Below are 24000 nucleotides of genomic sequence, written 5' to 3'. Positions count from 1 at the left end.
GGTCGATACGTGGTAACGCACTCATGAGTTGCGCTATCGACACACTATATATATAAATGTATTTAAATAAAACAGGGCTATGGATTAAACCATACAGTTTAGACAAAATATGTCATCACCGATCAAGGCATTACTTTCAATATTACATTATCTTTAGATCAGATTATTTCAATGCATTTTGCAAGGGGTCAATCTTCTAAACATTTAAAAATATAAAACACGACTACAATATTTTTTTCAGTACGCTCGCAAAACGTTGTCCTGCACTTTGAAAAACCCCTGTCACTCGGTTTTTCTGAATCGCTTCAGGCTCACTTTTTTCACTGCGGCGGAACTGCTCACTCTGACTATAGAGTAGTGTACCAAATGCTGTCTGATAAGCGCGATCATTTACTTGAATATTAAGCTGTTTAAAGGATTCATCGTTATCAAAATGATTGTAAGCACTAATTGCAGGATGAGTATTGGTCAATACCACTGGCATTTTGAGCAGCTTTTTGGCAAAAGGGACCATACCTTTAATCATGCTACCGCCGCCAGATAATACGATACCTTTATCAATATATCCTATCAGGTCGGCGTCATGCAATTGACGAGCCACCTCAGTAAATATCTGGACATAACGTGCTTCAATGATGCGTGCTAAGTTATAGACACCAATATTGATCTCATCGTTTGAGCCTTGCGGCTTAAAAAGAAAGAATGAGCTCGGATCGACGCTATTGACATCAACTGTACCATGGGTCTTTTTAAGCTTTTCTGCTTCAATCATTGAGATACCGAAGTCGGCTGAAATATCCATTGTCACTTCATGACTGCCTGTGGCGATACAATGCGTAAAAATCAGCTTATTTTCTTTGTACACACAAATGCTAGTGGTGCTGGCACCGATATCAACCAAACAAACTCCTTGCAAGCGCTCATCGCTCATCAAGCTGTATTCAGCACTCGTCACTGCATCAAACACGATATGATCGATACCAACATCGCAGCTTTGCAGTAATTTTTGGATATTCTGACGACTAGACACTGGCATCATCATTAAGTGATACATGACAGTGATATTGTGTGCCATCATCTCGATTGCATCATCGACCATAAAGTCTTGATCATCGACGTAAATACCTTGCTGACAGCAATGCATGAGATAATAATCTGATGGTAAATCACGAGATTTGGCATTGGATAATGCTTGTACCATATCCTTGGCACGGACAACTTCATCCTCTACACGGACTTCACCTGCGCTATTTTTACTAGACAATTCAGGCGCAGCAAGTGTCAACCACACGCTATGTACACGGCAGTTAGCAGTGTCTTCTGCTTCTTGTATTGCTTGCTTAATAGCGCCTTGCAGTCGTTCACGATGCTTTATTTGACCTTGATAAAAATCGCTGTTTTTAACCTGCCCTACGCCTAAAATACGAATGTCTTTTGCAGAGACAACGTTGCCGATAACGACATAAACTGCCGTGGCACTTAAATGGACAACAACTAGATTTTCAGTATTTTTCATGTTACCAGACAAATTATCGCTAAACAGGAAACCGAATGACGTTCCCATTAAATCATTAAAAAAAGCGCTATCAACACGCTATGATGTTGTGTGTTCAATACTAATTACTATCAAAATTGCTCAAATCAAAATGCGCTTTTTCTTTGCTACATGCCTGATTTTTGCTATCTACTACTGTGATTCATCAGTCTGTGGCTGATTCATATTCCAAGCAATGGTAAAGCCATTCTTATAACGCAAATCTACAGACTGTATGTCATCGCGACGATTTTTTAATTGATTGCCAAGCAGCTGACTTAAATTCAGTAGTTTTTGTGCGGTATTTTCATTATCAACGATGACACGCAATCCATTATCAAATCGAATTAACCATGTCATTCTTGGTGACAAGATAATATCTTCTACTTGAATACCAAGCGGTGCATACCAGTCATTAACTTGTTGCATTTGCTGCATGATAACAGGGGCTTGTGTCAGCTCGCCCTGTAAAGTAGCAAATTGCTCTTGCGTCAGATCTTTATCATCTGCAGGGATAAAAACAACCCCTTTTGCATCGACCAAACGCTCTGTACCAAAATTGGCTACCGCTTGTTTAGGCAATGCAGTAATTACAATACCACGCTGCCAGTCACGAGAAACACTGACCTGATCTACCCAAGCCAAACCTGTCGCAATGTCTCTTAAGGCCTGTAAATCAGAGGTAAAAAAACTACTGACCTTTTGCTGATCCATGACTTGCTGCAATGATTGGTACTCTGCACTTGTCAAACCTTTATTACTAACATAGATAGCAGCAGGAGGTGCATCACGTAATGCTTTCCCACCCATCATCAGTATCAATACAAGTAATCCTAACACTAACACCATAAAGAAGTATTTAAGTGTGGTTGGTACTTGAAACTTAGATTTTGGGCGACGGGTTTTATCACTCATCAAGTCAGTTATTTCGTTGACAGTTTGAGCCATAACGACCTTTGCCTCTGTAATTGCATAAACCAGTTATGCAGGTTATTGATATAAGTATGCAGTATTTTTTTGCAGCAGCCTATTGATTCAATATGTTATCAAAGTCTTTGATAAAAACGGCATAAATGATACCGCTATACTGATTCAAACGTAACATTTTTCTCAATGTATGAATAACTTATGAACAGTATTCATATAAAACATAAATATCACTAAAACAGACCAATAATTACAATATTAACGTATTTTATGGTTAAACAATAGCCTAACACTGCGTAGTGACGGTGAATTTACACAAGTTTACACGACGCTGTGTTATAGCAGCTCTAGCGACACATTGATGCACTATAAATCATTGCATTTAAAAGATACCATTAAGGATGCCATGGGGTTCTTTATGGTATCTTCTTTTTTAAGCCGTTCTACCGTTCGTCTTTTTCAGTAAAACTGATTCAATGAGCCGCCTTTTAGTACAGTAAACGAGTTACCTTAAACCTTAACTATAGTGTTTGCGCCAAAATGTGCCAGCACAGAGAGTCAAAATCCATACCACGAGCTTTGGCTGCCATTGGAACCAAGCTGTGACTGGTCATGCCTGGTACAGTATTGATTTCAAGCAACCAAAAGTTGCCTGCTTCATCTTGCATGGCGTCAATACGCCCCCACCCTTTTGCATCAACTGCACGAAAGGCTGCAAGACTCAAAGCTTGTAGATGCTTTTCATCTGCTTCATTCAATCCACATGGAATATAGTAACTGGTATCGTTACGGTTATACTTGGCATCAAAATCGTAGAAGTTTGTGATATCAGCCGGTTCAAGACGAATGACGGGGTAAGCTTCGTCATCGATAATGACAATCGTGAATTCTCGTCCCGTGATCCAGCGCTCTGCCATCACGGCATCCCCGCACTGTACCGCTGTTGCATAGGCAGCAGGAAGCTCGTCGAGATGATTGACTTTTGTCATACCAATACTAGAGCCTTCATGTACAGGCTTGATGATTAGGGGCAGCCCAAGCGTGTTGACCACTTGCTGCCAATCAGTATCTGCTGTCAACAATGAAAATGGCGCAGTTGATAGGCCGCATCCTTGCCATAGCTGTTTGGTACGTACTTTATCCATACCTAATGCAGAAGCTAAAATACCTGAACCTGTTTGTGGAATATCAAACCATTGCAACACGCCTTGTAGCAAACCATCTTCGCCACCACGACCATGCAGTACATTGAATACGCGATCATACGCACGTAATTCAGTGATATCTTGATCCTTAGGATCAAAATGAGTCGCGTCAATTCCTTGATTTTGTAGCGACTGCAATACTGCTGCACCACTATCTAAAGACACGCTACGTTCGTTACTACTACCGCCATAGACCACTGCCACTTTACCAAACTGGCTCGCACTCTTGCCATTGTGGTTGGCAGTGTTTAGAGCAGCATCCTGTGTGATATGCGTGTCTGTATTACTATTAGATTGATTATCATGGTTTACGTCTTTTTGCGCGTTATTCGTTGTCATGGGATAGTTCCTAAAAGTCTTTTAGCTTATTGAATATAGAGATTGTTGGCAGCCAAATCGATGGCTATCTGCCCTATGTTACCAGCACCTTGGGTAATAAGCATGTCATTGGATTTTAATAAACGCTGCATCACAGGTGCCAAATTATCTTTATCTATAATCGTTGGCTCCACTTCCCCGCGTAAGCGAATACTACGTGCCAATGACTTCGTATCAGCCCCTGTAATTGGACTTTCACCAGCCGAATATACTTCTAATAATAGTAGCTCATCAACGCTTGACAATACTTCGACAAAATCATCATAACAGTCACGTGTACGGCTGTAACGATGCGGTTGAAACAACATGACCAATCGGCGGTCAGGGAAACTTTGACGTGCCGCCTTGATGGTCGCATCCACCTCTTTTGGATGATGACCATAATCGTCAATCAATAAGACATTGCCATCATCTATGTCCACACAGGCATGTTGCTCAAAGCGGCGTCCAACTCCTTGGAATTTCTGCAGAGCGCGTTTGATAGCCTCATCATCTACGCCTTCGTCAGTCGCCATGGTAATCGCAGCAAGCGCATTGTAAACGTTGTGCGTACCAGGAATGTTGAGCGTCAAACGTAAAGGGTCACGATCACGGCGCAATACGGTAAAGTGTGTCTTGGTTCCCTCAGTTACCAAGTCGACTGCCTGTACATCATTAAATGGTTCTAGACCAAAAGTAAGTACAGGACGACCAATATCATCAATCATGGCATATAAATCAGGATCATCCCCGCAGACCACCGCCAAACCATAAAATGGCATATTGTGTAAAAACTGAATATAAGCCGCTTTTAATTTGTCAAAGCTGTTGCCATAGGTTTCCATATGATCTTGGTCGATGTTGGTCACAATCGCTGCCATCGGACGCAATGATAAGAAAGACGCATCAGATTCGTCGGCTTCTGCCACCAAAAAACGGCTACTACCAAGCGCAGCATTTTTGCCAGAAGCATTCAATTTACCGCCAATCACATATGTCGGATCAAGCTGCCCTTCTGCCATCATCGTAGTCAGCAAACTGGTTGTGGTAGTTTTACCATGCGCGCCAGCAACCGCAATACCATGGCGATAGCGCATCAATTCGCCAAGCATATCTGCACGGCGTACGACTGGTAGACGCGCTTCGAGTGCTGCTTTTACTTCAGGATTGCTACGATCGATTGCTGAAGACACAACGATGACATCGGCATTGGCAATGTTTTTAGAATCGTGACCGATGGATATCTTGATACCGATTTGCGCGAGACGTCTGGTCACTAAGCTATCACTGATATCAGAACCGCTCACTTGATAACCCTGATTATTCATTACCTCAGCAATTCCACACATACCCGAACCGCCAATACCAATAAAATGCAAATGCTGAATGCGGCGCATCTCTGGTATTTCAATCAAACGCTTGGGTAGAGCTTTTGCTGGGGTAGACATAAGGGTTCTCTTTATTGAAGACAAATAAGTTAAAATCGAATAAAATTTAGTAAATCAAAATAATGGGTTATGACCCCCATGAATAGCAAAACATCCGAGCTATAGGGTTTGCCAAATAATATCAGCAACATGCTTACTGGCATGACGATTGGCAAGGGCATGACCTTTTTTCGCCATCTCCAAACAGGTATGACGATTCAGTTGACTCAGCTCGTCGCTCAAACGCTGCGGTGTTAGCTCAGATTGCGGTAATAAAATCGCGGCATCATGCATGGTTAATGTGCGCGCATTCGCCGTTTGATGATCATCAACGGCGTGCGGCAGGGGCACAAAGATAGCAGCCATACCGACGTTTTGAATTTCAGTAACGGTCAATGCCCCTGCTCTGCAAACAATCATATCTGCCCAATTATAAGCAGCGGCCATGTCATTGATAAAGGGCTGGACCACGCATTTATGCTGACTCAAATCCTGCGCATCATAAGCCGCTTGTGTCGCAGCCTCATTATTACGTCCACATTGATGGCGCACTTCAAAAGGACGCTCTATCAATGCCAGCGCTTTTGGTACAGTAGCATTCAATGCTTGAGCACCAAGCGAGCCACCAACGACCAGCAGTTTCAGGGGCGATGTATCATTCACATCATAACGAACGCTAGGCTCATCGACACCCGTAATAGTATTACGCACAGGATTGCCTACTGTTTCAACTTTTGAATCCAGCTCACTATGAGCAAAGGTATGCTCAAACGCTTGCAATACTTTGGTGGCGATTTTTGATAAGTAACGATTGCTCATACCAGCAATGGCATTTTGTTCATGGATAATCAATGGCGTCTTTGTGAGTCGAGCCGCGATACCACCAGGCGCTGTCACGTAACCGCCAAAGCCAACCACCACATCAATCTGATTGCTACGGATGATTCTGACCGTCGCCATCGTGGATGATAACAACGTCATCGGCAGTTTCAAAAAGCGCCCAACACCTTTGCCGCGCAGCCCTTGCATATCGATGGCATGAAAGCGATAACCTGTCGGTTCGACTAGACCGTTTTCCATCCCATGCGGCGTTCCGAGCCAATGAATGACAGCACCGCGTTTGACAAGCTCTTCACTCACGGCCAACGCTGGAAACACGTGTCCGCCTGTGCCAGCAGCCATCATTAATATATGCGGTGTCTTCATGAACGCCTGCCTATCTTTTCTGTATTAATATGAATAACTTATTATCCCCTACTCTTCTGACATCTCGACGAATAAGGGCCCTACAAAAACTCGCATAGTATAGAGTAAATCATCGGCTGATATACAGCACTTTATGCATGGTTGACAACAAAAATCCAAGCCGTGAACACTCGCGACTTGGCTTTGATTAATCAGTCTTAACAATCCCCAAGACGCTCAGAAATTCTACCCCGACAATATTTGAAATAAGAGGTCGTTTGAAATAAAGCATCATAACCAAATATCTTAGCACAATCATTTTTAGCCATTGTGCACGTACCTTAGCGATAAATTAATCTATCATTGCTATTTGGCTTAAATTGCCATTTTATTTTCGATTGCCATGATAAAGTCTGTTGCAATGTCAGTGCCGCACTGATCGTCAATCTCACGCACACAAGTCGGACTGGTAACATTGATTTCAGTAATTCGGCCACCGATTAAATCCAAACCGACGAACATCAGACCTTTTTCTTTTACAATGGGGGCTACCACTTCTGCCACTTGGCGCTCAATATCAGTCAAAGGCATGGCAACACCGCTACCACCAGCAGCGAGATTACCACGCGTCTCGCCTTTGGTTGGAATACGAGCCAAGCTATAATCTATCACGACGCCATCGACGATTAATACACGCTTATCGCCTTCTTTAATTTCTGGCAAATAACGCTGCGCCATGATTGGCAAAGTTTCAAGCTCCGTTAGCATCTCAAGCGTCACGCCGATATTGGGGCTATCAGCCGTCAAGCGGAAGATACCCGTACCGCCCATACCATCCAATGGCTTAACGATGACGTCTTGTTGCTCGGTGATAAACTGACGAATATGCGCCTGCTTGCTGGTCACAATCGTTGGGCTCATATAATCGCTAAACCACGTGGCAAACAACTTCTCATTACAATCACGAATCGCTTGTGGGTCATTGACCACGAGTACACCTGCCGCTTTGGCATGATCAAGCATATACGTGGCATAAATGAAGCGCATGTCAAACGGTGGATCTTTACGCATCAAAATCACGTCATAGTCGCTAACCAAACCCGTTGACTTACCACCTAGTGTATAAAAATCTTGCGGGTCGCGTTTGACGGTGACAGGCTGCGTATCAACCATCAGCTCGCCACGATTCAACCACAAATCATGAATCTGACAGTAACCCAGACTGTGACCACGATCTTGAGCGGCCCACATCATCGCTAAGCTGGTGTCTTTTTTATAATTAACCCGCTCGATTGGATCCATGATAATAAGTATTTTTAGGGATTTTTTTTGATTTTCTTGACTCATGGTAAGGCTCACTTACGTTGTATGATAAATAGACAAATATAGGCGACTCAGTTAACACGATCGTTCTGCCAGCTTCTAGCTGTCGCCTATAAAAACGTTCTACAACAAACTATACGCCGTACTGCTCACGATAATGCTGCATTTTTGCAAGTTGTGTCGCATCTTTATGCTGACTATGTTCGTCTGCCAAATAACTGATTAAGTCATCGATATCGACCAAAGCACGCACTGGCACTGCTAGTGTGGCAGCAAGCTCTTGAATCGCCGAATGCTCAGCTTGGCCTTTTTCTTTACGATCAAGCGCCACGATAATACCAGCAACACTTGCGCCTGCTTGCTCTAAAATCTCGACCACTTCGCGCATGGCTGTACCTGCGGTAATCACGTCATCAAGTACCCAGACGGCTTTGCCACTGACATCAGCACCAACCAAATTACCCCCTTCACCATGGGTTTTGGCTTCTTTGCGGTTATAACCCCACTTGGCATTGATACCATGATGCAGCCATAGTGCTTGTGCAGTTGCTGCCACAAAGGGAATACCTTTGTACGCTGCACCAAAAATAACCAGCTCTTGCTGATTAGTACCCTCATTCGTAGTTATTTGCTCAGCTAAGGCATCTGCATAACCGCGTGCTAATAACGACAACATCTCACCTGTGGCAAGCAGACCGGCATTAAAAAAATAAGGACTGATGCGGCCAGATTTGAGTACAAATTCACCAAATTTTAAAACTTGATTGTCTAAAGCCAGCTGAATAAAAGCATGAGAAGAAAAGTCTGGGTTTAGAGAATGTTGAGTGTTTGGCATTATGGCATTCCTATTAGCAAAAAGAAGGGCAAAAAATTTGCGTTATTGTACGCATTACTCATCAGCTTGACCAACCATTGATGTCATAATCTTGCATATTGGGATAACGAGTCAACAAGCCATTGCGCGATGACACATTGAAATAGCATTGGCCATCCGCACTGACTTGTATATCCCAGCCCAAATGATAGGCAGCAACGATAACATGTCCTACAAAAATTCGTATTTGGCGGTACGCATGACGCTGCGCAGGTTCAAGAGTGATTTGGCTGAGCACATAGCTGCGTATGTGTTGACACAGTTGTGCTGCGCTATAACGGTCATTGATACTTTTACGCGTATCACATTGCTTTAAAGCATGAACGGCAGCGCTACAAGCCATAATGTCAGTCGCCAAACTGCCTTCACCCGTCTCAAACACTTGTGGCTGTAAAACGACTTGCCAATCATCCGCGTAAAGACTATTGAGTAGCTCATCTGGATTATAGCGTTTGGTCAGCACCCGTAAAGAGGTAGATGTAACGCTAGTATGCTTATCTGTAATTTCAGCCACCTCAGTTGGTAAATCATTCAAGGTAAAACCGTAGCGATGCAGTTTTGGATACGCCCGAATCGCCTGCTGTATGTCCGACATATCCAACAATGTCATGTCATGTAGGGGCGATAATAGTGGCTGCTCACTGTAATTTTGATAAAAACTGGCTGGCAAATCGATAAGGTGCGCTGCTTTTAACAGCGACAAATGCTCAGATAACGCCTCTGACGCGATCAATCCCCACTTTGATAGGCTATCTTCACTAGGCTGATAAAACCGTACCGAGTGCCCATAAAGCCTGCGTAACTGCTCATTGAGTCGTCGCGTCGGTTCAGGGATATCTGTTAACGGTCTGGCAGGATCGACGGGTGATTGAGCGGGATCAAAATTAGGATGTACAATCGCAGGTGAGCTGTTATCGGCTAAAAGACAAGACCGCTCATCTTCTGCGGGCTTAATGCCTTCTGCAAAAAAGTCAGCATGAGGCATGCGATTGTCAGAAGTAGAAGGCTGAGTCATGAAATCTCTCTAAAAAATAAAATTTAAAACGAAGCAAACCGAACACTCACACTGGACCGAGTTTAGACTTACTTTATGCTTGATGGCGCAAAATATCACGGTAGCCGACTTGCCAATCAGGATAGTCTAGCCAAGCTAATGGAATGTTGCTGTGTAAGCGTTTTCCTGTGACAGCTGTTTTTGTCTGATCGATAGCAGGCGGTATTTCATCCATCTGTTTGCTGAGCCAAGTGGTCAGCTCAAAAGTCGTGACTGGCCTATAATCAGTCGCGAGATAAATAGGTCTTGGTGCATCGCACGTCAATACATTGGTAATGATAGTGACCAAATCACGATCCATAATACGGTTGCTCCAGTGTTCTGCTGCTACTGGCTCTTTTTGTGACTCTTTGGCCTTACGCAAGCGCATGAGACGCGCGCGGCCATAAATACCGCTGGGACGAATGATAATCGCCTTATCCCCAAAACCTTGTTGTAATATTTGTTCTGCTTGTAGGATAACTTTTGACGCTTCACGCTTAGGTGTCAAAGGCACCGTATGTTCATCAATCCATTCACCATTATCTTGTCCGTAAACGCCGGTTGACGAGATAAAAACAATGCGCTCAAGCTCAGTAAGTGTCTCACTAAGTTGTGCTAAATGCTGATTGATGGCCAAATAGCTATTGTGATAGCCGCTGGCAGAATATTCATCAGGCGTCACAATAATGGCAATATGAGTAAAGCCCTGCAATTGCTCAGCAGTAAGCGTTGATGCATCGGCTTGCATAAATGTTGCTTTATCATCCAAATCATACTGATGACGCTCACCACGTGCCAATCCAGTGACGCTTTTATTGTTTTGCGCCAGTTTATTGGTCACTGGTAAGCCAATATCACCTTGGCCAATAATCAGAAATTTTTGAGTGCTCATCCTGCATCCTTACCTTTGCCAAATATTTATAGTCAAATCAACATAGAAGAGTATCAGCGAGACTGAGATAAATTTTTTGCAGCCCCTGTCTGCGCAGGCACAGCAAGGAAGGTTTGTACCAGTCTCGCGTCATAATATCGTGTATCAACTTCATTTATTATCGACTATAAAAGCCAAACGTCTAAAAGTATCGTCTATACGAGAGTTGTACATCGTCATGATCAGCGACGCGATCTTGCCAGTCATAGCTGGCATTGATACGCAGTGCTTGTTTTTTATCGATATCGTACTGCAACCCTAACGTCGATATCGGCTGCCAGTAATGCCCTCGAACGTCGGATTCGTTACTGTTGCCATGATACCAATATGGCAGTTGCAATTCAGCCTGCGCACGTAACTGATTGTTAATCTGGTAGCGGCATCCAGCATTGATACCTGTACCGACGCGAAAGCCTTTATTGAGACCTCGCCCTGTTTGTGCGGTTCCTGACAAAAAGGTATAGCATAGCTGTGGCGGCATCTCACCTGTATTTGCCTTTGGTGTGCCAAACGCCCAAGACCAACCTGACTCATAACCCACACTGCCCACCAAATGATCTGTCCCATTTTCTTGTGAGCCATCGTTGACACGTGTCGCCTCTATTGTTGCGCCCCATGTCTTGCCTTTTTTGGCAGAATTAATGGGATTAAAAGAGCGGCCGCGAATCAAGGTTACATTTTGCAAGACCACGCTTTTTGGCTGAGAGTCACGATGACTTGAGGAGTGGTCGTCTTTATCATATAAGCGCAAGGTGGCAGCAGCACCTTCTAAGTCAAAAAACTGCAGAAATCCTGATGGACGATCGAGGGTATCATGGTAGCCTGCCCGCACACCAATATCGATATAGTTATTATCGCCGCGTTGACCCATACCCACATAACCAAGTTGCAACGGGTGTCTGTCTATTGGGTTGTTATCCGATACCGCAATGGAACGCGGTAGCAATGTCTGCTTATTATCTGACATACTTGACACTGGGTTGAGCTGCGCCGATTTAATCTCATTGACCGTTTGTTTTGCACTATTGTGATAGCCCAGTTGGTCACGCTGCTGCTTCACCTCATTGAGCTGGGCTTGACGTAACGTGCTATCGGCAGGGGTATAATTGGTGCTACCGAGTAGACTTTCCTTATTTAATAATTGCACCACATCTGATGGAACGACCACATAAGGCAGTTGACTCAATAAATGTTGCTGCGGTCGCACCACATCGATGAGACGTAAAATCTCAGACGCACAATTATCGGTAGCGAAGTAATACGGCAACTCTAAATCTTTGGTTTCCCAAACATGCCTGATGATTTGCTGCACCTCGCTTGGTGTCAGATTCAATTGATAAGTCCAAGCATCACGCTCATCATCTTGTATATATTTGGCAAATCTTTCAGGATAGAGGTCTATTTCGATGATACTGTCATAGCCACCTATCATAGATTTGACTGCATACACTGGAAAACTGTCTGCTGGATTGCCACCCACTGTATAATTGAGCGCATAAGCATGATGGATTTGACTTGGATCAGCCACACTTGCTTTTGAGTCAATACGCAATAACGTATGAGCAAAAGCCGAGGTGGGATTGTCCAAATACTCCTGCGCAAACATAATCGACAGCTGTTCGGGAGCAAGCTTCTGTGTCCATTCGTCCAGCTCTGGACATTCAGCTGGTAGGCTCGCATCATCAATGGTTAATACATTTTTTAACCAAGCGACTCGTGCTGGAAAACGACATGAAATGGAGCGGTTGGCTTGGGTGTTAACTCGCTTGTCATTAGTAGTAGAAGACTGTGTCAATTCTTGTGCAAGCACAACCAGCATGTCATCCAATTCTGCGCCTGAATCCTGTTGACCACGCTCACTTAAAAAGAAGCTTGGGTCATCAATCAAGCTCTCTGTTTTCTTCTTAGCAAGAGCGCGATTTTGACCATCATAAAAATACAATAAACGTCGCCATGTTGTATGCTGTGCCAGATTTTCTGTTTTTACCTGTGTGCGCCACGTATTTAACAATGATTCCGCTGCACTATTGGGTGGTTTTTGAGCGTCTGTTTGAACATTACTAGACAACGGGGCTATAGCCTTGGCAGTGACTACATTCTGTTGCAGCGCAGTTACCAACTCTGGGGTAGAGTTGTCCGCCAGCTCCCCTGTGGTCATTATTGATAGCGGAGTCGGTAAAAAAGCTTGTGATTGAGCAGAAAGTAAAAACCCTGCGATAGCAACTGGCAAACGTGCTCGCTGACCAATTTTGGTTAAGGTACAATTTACCGACGAAGAGATAGGTTTTATAGACATGGGGTAAAACCTCGCACGTTATGATTCACACGCTGCTTGCGCAATTAAGGGTTTGGGTAAATGTGTCTGCTCAATGGCTGGATTGAATAAATCACTAATATAACTATTTTGAAAACCGCTTCAACCTTGACCATTTTAACCAATAGATCCTGCGGATTTTTTATACAAATCCGTCAAATAAAAGCATCAACACGGTATTTGTTTACTACTTATTACAAGAGAACGTTATGTCCTTAGCATTACCAATGACAATTAGCGCTGGTAGATTATCAGCGGCCACTTGGCTTGCCTCACCGAACCAGAATAACAGACCGACAGAAACGAGCATTGACACCATTGTTATTCATAATATCAGCTTACCACCCAATGAGTTTGGCGCATGCGATGCCAATGGCATGCACTATGTTAAAGCGTTATTTACCAATCAATTGGACTGGAATGCTCACCCTTATTTTCAGACCATTCGAGGCGCAGAAGTATCGGCTCATCTATTTATTGAGCGTGATGGGGCAATCACTCAGTTTGTAAGCTTTGAAGAGCGCGCGTGGCATGCAGGTAGATCAAGCTATCTTGGTCGACCTGACTGTAATAATTATAGCATCGGTATTGAACTTGAAGGGTCAGATTTTGTGTCCTTTACCAATACACAATACGAGACGCTTGCCCAGATTATTTTGGCTATATATCAGGCCTACCCTAAAACACGGCGACACCTAACCGGTCATAGCGATATTGCACCAGGACGCAAAACAGATCCTGGTGACTATTTTGAATGGCCAAGGTTGCGTGATTTGATAGCCAGAAGCCTGAATCAATAAACCCCAAAATGGGCGCTAATCATTTCCACATCCAATCCATTTATCTCCATGATGAAAGTGCTATAATTCGTCAGTTTTTCGGTCGCAGTCACGCAGCAAACAACCATTGACAAACAAATTAGCAAAATAGGTTCTCATGGCAAAAAGTCGGTTATTTCGTTCAACCATGGTGGTCAGCAGTATGACCATGCTGTCTCGTATTTTAGGTCTGGTACGCGATGTCGTATTGCTAGGTGTCTTTGGCGCGGGTGGTCTGATGGATGCCTTTTTGGTTGCCTTCAAGATACCCAATTTTTTGCGACGGCTGTTTGCAGAAGGCGCCTTTAGTCAAGCTTTCGTCCCTGTCTTGTCAGAATATAAAGAAAAATACAACTTACAGCAGGTACAGATCTTAGTCAGTCGTACGTCGGGTGCGCTGCTACTGATTCTCTCTATGCTGACCGTGGTGGTCATTCTGATCGCGCCTTGGGTGGTGACTTTGTTTGCCCCAGGCTTTGCTGACCAACCTGATAAATTCGCCATTACCGCTGAATTGCTACGCTTGACCTTTCCTTACTTGCTATTTATTTCTATGACCGCGTTTGCAAGTGGTATCTTGCAAAGCTATGGACGGTTTGCCGCTCCAGCGTTTGCGCCTGTGCTATTGAACTTATGTATGATTGGTGGCGCGCTAATTTTCGCCCCCATGTTTGATATTCCCATTATGGCGCTTGGCTATGCCGTTGCCATCGCAGGTTTGCTCCAGCTATTAATCCAACTACCACAGTTATGGCAACAAAAGCTACTGGTTGCGCCAAAGGTTGATTTTCAGCATGAAGGCGTTCGCCGTATCCTAAAGCTCATGCTGCCTGCTATCTTTGGTGTCTCTGTCACTCAAATCAATTTAATGCTAAATACGATTTTTGCGTCATTGATGATTGGCGGTTCGGTTTCTTGGCTCTATGCGGCCGAGCGTATGAGTGAGTTACCATTAGGTCTGATTGGTGTGGCAATTGGTACCGTTATTTTGCCAAGTTTGTCCAAAAGTGAGGCTCAAAAAGACGATGTCAGCTTTAAGAAAACCATTGATTGGGCAGCGCGCCTAATCATATTGGTGGGTGTGCCTGCTTCGGCGGCGCTATTTATCCTGTCAGATGTGCTGATGCAAGCGCTATTCTTACGGGGTGAATTTACTTTGCGTGATGCACAAATGAGTTCCTTGGCATTACGCAGTATGGCTGGTGGCATCCTAGGATTTATGCTGATAAAAATCTTTGCGCCTGCTTTTTTTGCGCGTCAAGATACCAGAACGCCTGTCAAAATCGGCATCATCTCTGTCTTTGCCAACATGATTTTTAGTGTCATCTTTATCGGTATATTTTACTTCTTAGAGATACCTTTACATGGCGGTTTGGCATTGGCAACCACAGGGGCATCATTTGTCAACGCAGGCTTGCTGTATTACTTCTTGCATAAGCGCGAAATTTTTCGCTTCGGTCCTCATTGGAAAAAACTGTTTACCCAGTTTGCCATCTCAACGAGTGCCATGGTCGCTGTACTTTATGTCATGCTACCCTTCTTCCCAACTGACGATGCTCAATGGCGACGTATAGCGGCACTACTTATAATGTGTGCGGTGGGCGCACTGGTGTACGGAGTAGTACTGTTGTCGACGGGGTTCCGTCCGCGCCATCTCAAACACGGATAACAGCAAGTAAGCTGATTAAGAGATTGATTGGCTTACGAAACCAAAACAAGCTTAGTATGAGAATTGACACCTTATAAGGCAAATAATTGTCATAATCGAGTATTGATGCATAACTGACATTTGAGGTTCGATATGACAATGAAACTGTTTAACTTACAGCGACTACCAATGCTATGTGCGACTGGCATTTTAAGCACTGGACTACTTTTGAGTGGTTGTAGCAATAACGATAACGCAGAGATAGACAGCGCAAACGCAGTCAGTACTACCGAGGATGCCTCATCTGCTAGTACCTCAGAAGCAAGCTCTACCCAAACGGATAGGGTCGATACTGATGCGACAGCCAATGAGACAGTCGCAGATGATGCGACGAAGCAAACTATGACTGATAACACCCAGCCGTTGACCGCTACCAATAAGCAAAAAAGCTTGGTCACCAATCCGACTAAAGCGGGTACGCCAGAGGATACAGTCAAGCAAGCACTAGACAGCTTGTATCAAGGTAACATTAAAAAATCTGCAGGATACTACAAAGTAGATATGGCAAACTTTGAGGAAGAGCTTGCCAAGACCCAATCGGCTTTTGAGCAAACGGTCGAGGGCGTCACCATCACTGATACCACTTATAATGAAGATAAGACTCGTGCCACCATTGTAGGCGAGTTGATGTTGAGAGGACAGAGTGAGCCTGCCCCTTTAACTTACGAGCTACAAAAAATTGATGGTCAGTGGAAGATTTTGGGCTAAATGGTTTCGCCGTTTGTATCTGACATTGCCTTAGCTACTGTTACCGTATCTAAAATTGTAGTAGCTGAAGTCGTAGCGTCTGGCACTGCCGTATCTAGCATTATAGTGTTTGCGGTTTCAGTACTTGACGTTACGGACTTGCCAAGCATAACCACATCAGCGATGAAGCCTTGCATGTCGCAAACCTTTGGCATGTATCCCCACTGCTCAAAACCAAGTTTTCGAAACAGTCCTAAGCTTGGTTGATTATGAGCAAATATCAAGGCGACAACATTATGAATACCAAGGCTTGGCGCTTGTGTGAGCATCCAACTTGTCAACGCACTACCCAGCCCTTGACCATGATTTGCTTTATTTAAGTAAATACTGATTTCGGTGCTGATATGATAAGCCGTACGAGCATAAAGATCGCTAAAGCTTCCCCAAGCAACGATCGGCGATAGTGTTTTGGAGCCTGTGTTATCATTGTCTTTTGTCTCAGCTCTAACGATATAAATAGGACGCGTTGCACTGTTTAAATGCTCTTCAAACCACTGCATACGCTCTTCACACGTCACTGGGGCAAGATTGGCAGTGGCTTGTTTGCCAGCAATACTTTGATTATAGATAGCTAAGATTTCTGCTAAATCGTCTTTACTTGCGCGCTGAACGACAAAAGGATCGTTAGGCTTATCCATTGATAATCTAGAAGGTTGAGCGCTCAAAGCAACATTGGACATAATATCTCCAGAATGAATGGCATTATTTATCATTACTCACTAAATACGGCTAATTTATCCTCACAGTCATCACAAGAGCGGCCCATTATTTTGAGATAATGAGACTGATATCTACATACTTATCTGGTGAATAGACTATAGGATGTTAGTATAGTCATTTTACTTTATAATGGCTGGCTTTAGACACATCAATACTTAGTCTGATTGTATTACTTGGTCTGATTGTGTTTTTTATCTGGTCTTATCTATCATAGCTGAAAATTTATGAACACCTATTTTCTTGAGCAACTGATTGCGTCGCCAAGTGTTTTGCCTGCAAATACTAGCCCAGTAGACCTTGCACCCTGCGTACTTACTATCGGCAACTTCGATGGTGTTCATCTTGGTCACCAAGCGATGCTAACTCAAGTTCGTGACATTGCCAATGCGCAAAATCTTGGCGCAGCAGTCATGATATTTGAGCCACAGCCGCGCGAATTTTTTGCCCCGCATACAGCACCTGCCCGTCTTACTAGCCTTGCAGAAAAGCAATCATTACTAGCAGAGTATGGGGTGGAAACCTTAATCGTAGCTGGCTTTGATACTGACTTTCGCTCGCTATCAGCGCAGGCGTTTGCCGATATTTTGGCACTGCGTTTAAACGTTAAAGCGCTGGTATTGGGCGATGACTTTCGCTTCGGTCATGATCGAACTGGTGACAGCCAGTTTTTACGCGATTATGGCTTGCATGTGACTAACTTGCATACGATCACGGATGTCGATGGCAAAGCGGCGCGTATTAGCTCTACTCGTGTTCGTGATCTGTTATTGGCAGGCGATTTAAAAGCGGCCAACGCCTTGTTGGGGCGCGAATATAGCATTACAGGACTGGTCGTTGGTGGCGATAAAATAGGTCGTACCATGAACTTCCCTACTGCCAATATTGAGCTTGACCGTCTAAAACCTGCCTTGCATGGTATCTTTGCTGTCGACGTTGTCAGCCTTGACGACAAAGGACAAGTGATTCCTGATGGCTTAATCACATCAGCGGAGACTGGTAAAACAGGCGTTGCCGGATTACGCCCAAACAGCTTATTTGGTACCGCCAATATTGGCACCAGGCCTTCTGTCGATCAAGCCCTCAACTGGCGTCTTGAAGTACACTTCCCAGAGCTACAAGCAGATTTATATGGATTGACCTTACAGGTACGCTTTCTGCATTATTTACATGGCGAGCGCCACTATGATGGCCTCGATGCGCTCAAAGCAGGTATCCAGCAAGATGTGGTAGATTTGCTTGAGTGGCGCTCACAGCAATAACGCTGTTTAAATAACTCTTGAACCGACTTATAAATAAGCATCTATCTTACATCCATAAAAAAACCCACCGCTAAAATAGCGTGTGGGTTTTTTAATAACTGATTTATCGATTGGTTTTTAGGCGTCTGGATGTAGACGTACATTCAACTCATCGATGGTCTCTACCCATGCTGCATCTTTATTCCACTCTTCCTTTAAAAAAGCGCGTTGATTGTCGTTCCAAATGGTGGACTCTATCAACTCTTCTTCTTTTGCTAATTGGTTTTTTTCAATAAAGCTATCAATAGCGGCGTCAGAGCTTTCTAATCCTAATTGTGCAAATAAATCGTTCATACTATATTCAGGTTCACCCAACATATTTTTCTCCTTAGATGGCACAGGGTTAACAGTGCTTATTATTAAAATTACCTCATTGATTGTAGCAAGCTTTGTCTTAAAAGCTGTTAATCAACGTTCATTTAAGGTTATCAATTGTGTTCAACTAAAAAAATCTTCATATGAAAAAACAATCAATTACTGCGTATCGAACAGATGTAAAAAAGCCCTCATATTTCAGAGGGCTTTTTATACTTGTCGCGTTTTTTCTACTTATGGAAGTAGATGCGCTACTGCATCACGCTCTTCGCTAAGCTCTTGTTCAGTGGCTTTCATTTTCTCTTTTGAGAAATCTGATGACACATCAACGCCGTCTACGATAGACCAATCGCCATTGCTACAGGTGCAAGGGAATGAGTAAATGAGGCCTTCCGCAATACCATATTCGCCGTTTGAGTAAACACCCATAGACACCCAATCGTTTTCATCGGTACCTAGTGCCCACGTACGCATGTGTGCGATAGCAGCGTTGGCAGCAGAAGCGGCAGACGAAGCACCACGAGCTTTAATGATTGCTGCACCGCGCTGTTGTACGTCTGGGATATAAGTGTTTTCGTACCAGTCACGATCAACCAAATCTAGCGCTGGCTTACCGTTAACAGTACAAGCTGTTAGGTCTGGATACTGAGTAGAGGAATGGTTGCCCCAGATTGTCATGTTTTTAACGTCGTTGACAGTGCTGTCAGTTTTTTCAGCCAACTGAGCCATCGCACGATTATGATCCAAACGCGTCATTGCCGTGAAGTTACGTGGATCAAGATCTGGTGCATTACGCTGAGCGATCAGTGCGTTAGTGTTGGCAGGGTTACCCACAACCAATACTTTTACGTCGCGGCTTGCAACGTCATTCAATGCTTTACCTTGTGCTGAGAAAATCGCAGCGTTGGCTTCTAGCAAATCCTTACGTTCCATACCTGGACCACGAGGACGTGCGCCAACCAGTAATGCATAATCGATATCTTTAAATGCAACAGTCGCATCATCCGTTTGAACAACGCCTGCCAACAATGGGAAAGCACAATCTTCCAATTCCATAACTACACCCTTTAGGGCGTCAAGAGCTGGTGTGATTTCAAGCAATTGCAAAATAACTGGCTGATCTTTACCTAGCATCTCGCCAGATGCAATACGAAATAGCATCGCGTAGCTGATATTACCAGCGGCACCAGTGACGGCAACACGTAAAGGCTGTTTCATTGACATGGAATACTCCCTAATTATGATTATAGAATGTGCGATTATCATTTTAGATATCGACTTGTTTGCTGCATAGTGGCAGCCATAAACCGAGAGCTAGTGTAGCACTTCGTTCAGCAAATCGTCTAGAGACAATCAGACACCTACCACTGATTATATTGTTACATTTTATACGGAAAGAATATGATACCAATCAAGGAGTTGGCATTAGACGTCTATAAAGAAGAATGAAAAAATCTATTTATAGAGGTAATGTTCGTTGATTTAAAATTTGAATATACGCCAAGAAACATTAGAAATACGATTAGAGAAGGCAGTCAAAAAATATTGAAAGAAGCAGGATTAAAATTATGTTTAAAAGATGTGGATAAAACTATTTGCCACCTGAAATGACAAATTTACTACCGCAGTTGTCCACCACATTTTGACACGTACCAAAGTCATTACCATCGTAGCAAACATGGATATCCGTTAAGGTTAACTGGCGTCGGCTACCTGCTTGACAAATCAGATCAATGCTAGCAGCAGACATACCGCTATTGAGACGAGTCATTTGGCTAATAAAGCGCGATTTGGAGACGGTATAACTATTACCAGTGTTTAACTCAGAAGGCAATTTTAACGCACCTGCATAGTTGGTTATCTGGCGAAAATAACTACTGGCGCTAAGTGGACTACAAACACCATAACGTTGCCACGCTTGGCTGCGTACGGTGGTATCAGGCATTACACGGTTGACGACTTTTAGTTGTAATGGTGTCAAACGAGGCTCACTACCCCGTCCGCAACGCTCTCCATAACCCATATCTAGACCAGATACATTGAGTGAATAACCTTCAAGACACTGACGCATACGGGCACGCGTCGGCTGAATACTACAAAGCGCGGGCGTCATTTCAATCATCAACACACGCTGCCCTGTTTTTACCGCACTAGCCGCTTGTGCTGGAAGAAGCATCATACTTTGTAATATCAAAAATGCGCCAATACTTACCGTCTTCTGAATATTGCTAGGCGCTTTCATCTTTATCACACGCTTATGATATTGACTGACGCGCTCAAGGGTAGACTGTGCCATCAGTTGGTCTTGATTTTTTACCTTATTTACTGGCAAACGTACCTGCATCTGAGTAGATGGACGAAGACCGATTTTTGTTACTGTGCACAGATTAAAATATTTTTTGATCATAAGGGCTGAAGGCATCTAGCAATGATAAGACAAGGACTATCGCTTAGGTCGTAGCATCCACACTATCAATGCGTATAGACCAAGCTTATAGCTAACAAAAAATATGGCTACCCTTTTATGGGTATAGATTGATGCAATGGTAACAAAACGTTTTTTTTATTCTATAGCAGAAACGTAAACAGTCGCTAAAGACTGCAAAAGGTATAAGTTATTTAGCCTATTCCATCAAATTCAATCTGTTATTTGTCAAAGCAAAACGCATGCATATTAGAGGTTAACTTTGCACATAAAAAAGCCATTAACAAGTACTCGCTAATGACTTTTTTGATTGATACAAACCTACTTTAATAAAGCTATTTTAATAAGGTATGAGTGCCCTAATACGAAGCAGGCACTGTACCCATACGCTGGCTGATTGGTTGACCATTGCCTAAGAGACTACTATAAATAGTGGCATTCTCCATCACATGTTTTACGTAATTACGGGTTTCAGGGAACGCAATCGTTTCAACGTATTGATCCGAAGCCAATGAGCCATACTCAGGCTGCCAGCGCTTGGCATTATTGGGTCCTGCATTATAGCCTGCCGTCGCCAATACGGGTTGACGGCTCAACTTGCCAAAGATATCGCCCATATACCAAGTACCATAACGGATGTTGGTATCACCACTATTAGCGCGACTAGCACTATAAGTCTCACCCAAGTTTCGGGCAATATATTTTGCTGTGTCAGGCATTACTTGCATCAGACCACTAGCACCAACGTTTGAGCGCGCTGAGGTCACAAAACGACTCTCTTGGCGCATAATGCCATAAGCCCATGCTGGATCAATACCCGCAGACTGGCTATAACGCACGACTGCATCTTGATGCGGCATTGGATGAGACAAGGCCAAACTATCAACGCTATCCGTGTTATCAATGGCATAAATCGCACGGTCAAGCCAGCCCATATCATAAGCTTGACGAGCAGCAGCAATCAATAAATTGTCATCACGCTTGTCTCGCGCCTGCTTCACCGCCCAGTTCCATTCACGGTTGGCATAGGCACGGCTAGCATCAGCATTATATAAGGCAAAAGCGCGGGCAAAATGTGCGTCTTGCATGACACGCGCACGATCGGCAGGGCTAACGTTCGGTAAATTATTACCGCCAAAGCGACTGGCATCAAAACGTTGACCGATCTTATCTTTTGCCATCAAACCGTAGTAATCATTGCCTTTTGCAATGTTCTGATACATTTTCTTAGCAGTATTGCGTTTGTTATTATTACTCGATTGCTCATAGGCACGGGCAAGCCAATATTGCCATTGACTTTGTTTTTGCGTCTCAGCATCCATTCTAGATATGGCTTCGACCACATCATCCCAGCGACTAAAGCGAATCGCTGCCTGAGCGTAGTCTTCTGCTTCTTCAAAATTAAAGTCTTCGTCCAAGCTATTACGGAACCAATCAACTGCCTCAACATTAAAGCCATCATCGGTATTATAATTCATACGCTTAACACCAATGATGCGATAAGCATAACGGCGCGTGTCATCATTCAACAGTCTGGCTGAACGCTGATTGTCTTGCTTAACATCAAAATCCAATTGCATTGCTGCTTCGCGATAAGATTTATCAGCCAGACGCCCTAGCGCATAGAGATATAAATACTGGTTGGCTTGGCTAGCAGGTTCACGACTAAAACGGCTAAAATAAGACGACGGGTTCAACTGAATCTCACTTAATGCCGAATAGGCAATCGGTGTACCAAGGCGCGATGACAATGCCATGATATCTCCTGTCTTACCTATACGCAGCATGCGTTTGAGACGAGCAGCTCTATCTTGATTGCTAATCAGTGCGTTATTATTCATCTCCATGGCCAACTGATCGCATAGGGCCGGCTGCTTTTTGGTGGTAAGCCACACTTCAGACTTTGCAGCCATAGCGCGCATGGTATCACCGCCATTATTAAAGCCAAGTCCTACTGCACAGCGTTCACTGGCATCAGCATTGGTGATCAAATTGGCCACTTGACGCACCGAAGCATAATCATTGGATCCCGCTTTGGTCTCGGCAAAATCAGCTACCAGTTTTTCTGCCATCACTGTATCTGGATATTGACGCACGAACTGCGAAACAGCTGCTGAGCTTTGTGAATTAAGGTCTTGATTCATGCGCCAGTACGTCGGATACATGGCAAACAATCCACCACTCATTTGTTGTTCATAATTATAAAGCGCGTTTACATCACCACGATCGGCTGCAATAGCAGCTGCCGTAAATGAGCTTGCACCATTGTCTTGTTGATACCCAGTATTTTGCTGATAGCTTTCTGATTGATAACTGGTTTCGGGCTGATAGGTTTCTTCATCGCCCCATGTCAGCTCTGCACAAGCCACTTGTGACAATCCAAGTGTGCTCATTGCCGTTGCCAAGCTCAGTGCGCTAAAACGCAGTGTACTTACGTTGAGACGCTTTGAACAATCCTTTTGATTGGTAATCTCTCTATCCTTAATGCCATAAGCAACGCGCAACTTCGTCATATTGTCTCTCTTTATTATATCTCTACAATGTGTAAACGGTGATTTGCCAGATACCGCTATGGTGATGATACTCATCATACTATACTCGTTGCACTTGCAACCATCACCTTTACCTTTTGTTAATAAATACGATAGCGCGGTGTAACATAGAAGTGATAGCAGAGACGATTTTTACCAAAAGTGATATGAAGCTCAGTAAACAATTGATACTGTTATAATTAATCCATCACATTGATGGCCAATTGCGCACGCTAATTTTTCACATTGGTAGAGGGTTGTGATAAAATACGCCACTTGTTAATCCGCTATCTCGCTATATTTTAGTTAATTATGGACTTTCCCT

The 24000-nt window shown here is 43.7% G+C and carries 19 protein-coding genes; 4 read left to right on the top strand and 15 right to left on the bottom strand.

What is annotated here, in order from left to right; translation table 11 throughout:
• Window positions 1-223: 223 nt before the first annotated feature.
• The 10 genes from ftsA to FW759_RS03465 form a co-directional block, all read right to left on the bottom strand.
• Window positions 224-1516, bottom strand: a complete 1293-nt coding sequence (ftsA, locus tag FW759_RS03510) for a cell division protein FtsA (protein WP_201509084.1) — start codon at window positions 1514-1516, stop codon at window positions 224-226.
• Window positions 1517-1687: 171 nt separating this feature from the next.
• Entirely contained in the window at window positions 1688-2482 is a 795-nt protein-coding gene (locus FW759_RS03505; protein WP_062845353.1) for a cell division protein FtsQ/DivIB, read from the bottom strand.
• Window positions 2483-2982: 500 nt separating this feature from the next.
• A complete protein-coding gene (locus tag FW759_RS03500; protein ID WP_443508619.1) occupies window positions 2983-4005 on the bottom strand; it encodes a D-alanine--D-alanine ligase in 1023 nt (340 codons plus the stop codon).
• 26 nt (window positions 4006-4031) lie between these two features.
• Window positions 4032-5471 carry a UDP-N-acetylmuramate--L-alanine ligase gene (gene murC, locus FW759_RS03495; protein ID WP_095569868.1) on the bottom strand — a complete coding sequence of 480 codons (1440 nt, stop codon included), beginning with the start codon at window positions 5469-5471 and terminating at the stop codon, window positions 4032-4034.
• Between the two features lie 99 nt (window positions 5472-5570).
• Complete coding sequence (gene murG, locus FW759_RS03490; protein ID WP_446442209.1) at window positions 5571-6656, bottom strand: undecaprenyldiphospho-muramoylpentapeptide beta-N-acetylglucosaminyltransferase; 1086 nt, start codon at window positions 6654-6656, stop codon at window positions 5571-5573.
• A 354-nt stretch (window positions 6657-7010) separates the two neighbouring features.
• Window positions 7011-7982, bottom strand: coding sequence for a glutathione synthase (gene gshB / locus FW759_RS03485; protein ID WP_446442208.1), 972 nt, complete (start codon window positions 7980-7982; stop codon window positions 7011-7013).
• 109 nt (window positions 7983-8091) lie between these two features.
• Window positions 8092-8793 carry an orotate phosphoribosyltransferase gene (gene pyrE, locus FW759_RS03480; RefSeq protein WP_446442207.1) on the bottom strand — a complete coding sequence of 234 codons (702 nt, stop codon included), beginning with the start codon at window positions 8791-8793 and terminating at the stop codon, window positions 8092-8094.
• 61 nt (window positions 8794-8854) lie between these two features.
• On the bottom strand, window positions 8855-9847 hold the full coding sequence (locus FW759_RS03475; protein WP_446442206.1) for a hypothetical protein: 993 nt from the start codon (window positions 9845-9847) through the stop codon (window positions 8855-8857).
• A 73-nt stretch (window positions 9848-9920) separates the two neighbouring features.
• On the bottom strand, window positions 9921-10760 hold the full coding sequence (locus FW759_RS03470; protein ID WP_446442205.1) for an SDR family oxidoreductase: 840 nt from the start codon (window positions 10758-10760) through the stop codon (window positions 9921-9923).
• Between the two features lie 181 nt (window positions 10761-10941).
• Window positions 10942-13095, bottom strand: a complete 2154-nt coding sequence (locus FW759_RS03465; protein WP_446442204.1) for an Lnb N-terminal periplasmic domain-containing protein — start codon at window positions 13093-13095, stop codon at window positions 10942-10944.
• Window positions 13096-13322: 227 nt separating this feature from the next.
• On the opposite strand from FW759_RS03465, the gene ampD reads away from it, so the two are divergent.
• The 3 genes from ampD (at window position 13323) to FW759_RS03450 (ending at window position 16347) form a co-directional block, all read left to right on the top strand.
• A complete protein-coding gene (gene ampD, locus FW759_RS03460; protein ID WP_446442203.1) occupies window positions 13323-13913 on the top strand; it encodes a 1,6-anhydro-N-acetylmuramyl-L-alanine amidase AmpD in 591 nt (196 codons plus the stop codon).
• Between the two features lie 136 nt (window positions 13914-14049).
• Complete coding sequence (murJ, locus tag FW759_RS03455) at window positions 14050-15600, top strand: murein biosynthesis integral membrane protein MurJ (protein WP_443508613.1); 1551 nt, start codon at window positions 14050-14052, stop codon at window positions 15598-15600.
• Between the two features lie 132 nt (window positions 15601-15732).
• Window positions 15733-16347: a hypothetical protein gene (locus FW759_RS03450; protein WP_446442202.1), complete on the top strand. Its 615-nt coding sequence runs from the start codon at window positions 15733-15735 to the stop codon at window positions 16345-16347.
• On the opposite strand, the gene FW759_RS03445 is transcribed toward FW759_RS03450, so the two are convergent.
• Window positions 16344-17066: an N-acetyltransferase family protein gene (locus tag FW759_RS03445; RefSeq protein ID WP_446442201.1), complete on the bottom strand. Its 723-nt coding sequence runs from the start codon at window positions 17064-17066 to the stop codon at window positions 16344-16346. The genes FW759_RS03450 and FW759_RS03445 overlap by 4 nt on opposite strands.
• A gap of 264 nt (window positions 17067-17330) precedes the next feature.
• Here FW759_RS03445 and ribF point away from each other — a divergent pair, with 264 nt between their 5' ends.
• The gene (gene ribF, locus FW759_RS03440) at window positions 17331-18365 is read left to right on the top strand and encodes a riboflavin biosynthesis protein RibF (protein ID WP_446442200.1); all 1035 of its coding nucleotides are present in this window, start codon (window positions 17331-17333) and stop codon (window positions 18363-18365) included.
• Window positions 18366-18482: 117 nt separating this feature from the next.
• Here the strand turns inward: ribF and FW759_RS03435 are convergent, their stop codons facing one another.
• From FW759_RS03435 to FW759_RS03420, 4 genes are all read right to left on the bottom strand, one after another.
• Window positions 18483-18722 (bottom strand): DUF2789 domain-containing protein, encoded by a 240-nt coding sequence (locus FW759_RS03435; protein WP_095569857.1) that lies wholly within the window; start codon window positions 18720-18722, stop codon window positions 18483-18485.
• A gap of 231 nt (window positions 18723-18953) precedes the next feature.
• Window positions 18954-19943: a malate dehydrogenase gene (locus FW759_RS03430; RefSeq protein WP_179288363.1), complete on the bottom strand. Its 990-nt coding sequence runs from the start codon at window positions 19941-19943 to the stop codon at window positions 18954-18956.
• 367 nt (window positions 19944-20310) lie between these two features.
• Window positions 20311-21015, bottom strand: a complete 705-nt coding sequence (locus FW759_RS03425; RefSeq protein ID WP_446442199.1) for a ribonuclease T2 — start codon at window positions 21013-21015, stop codon at window positions 20311-20313.
• Window positions 21016-21503: 488 nt separating this feature from the next.
• Window positions 21504-23657 (bottom strand): transglycosylase SLT domain-containing protein, encoded by a 2154-nt coding sequence (locus FW759_RS03420; RefSeq protein WP_446442198.1) that lies wholly within the window; start codon window positions 23655-23657, stop codon window positions 21504-21506.
• Window positions 23658-24000 lie beyond the last annotated feature (343 nt).

The sequence above is a fragment of the Psychrobacter sp. 1176_08 genome, assembly GCF_052850615.1.
The sequence above is the reverse complement of the archived record's forward strand: the minus strand, read 5'-3'. Positions and strand labels throughout refer to the sequence as shown.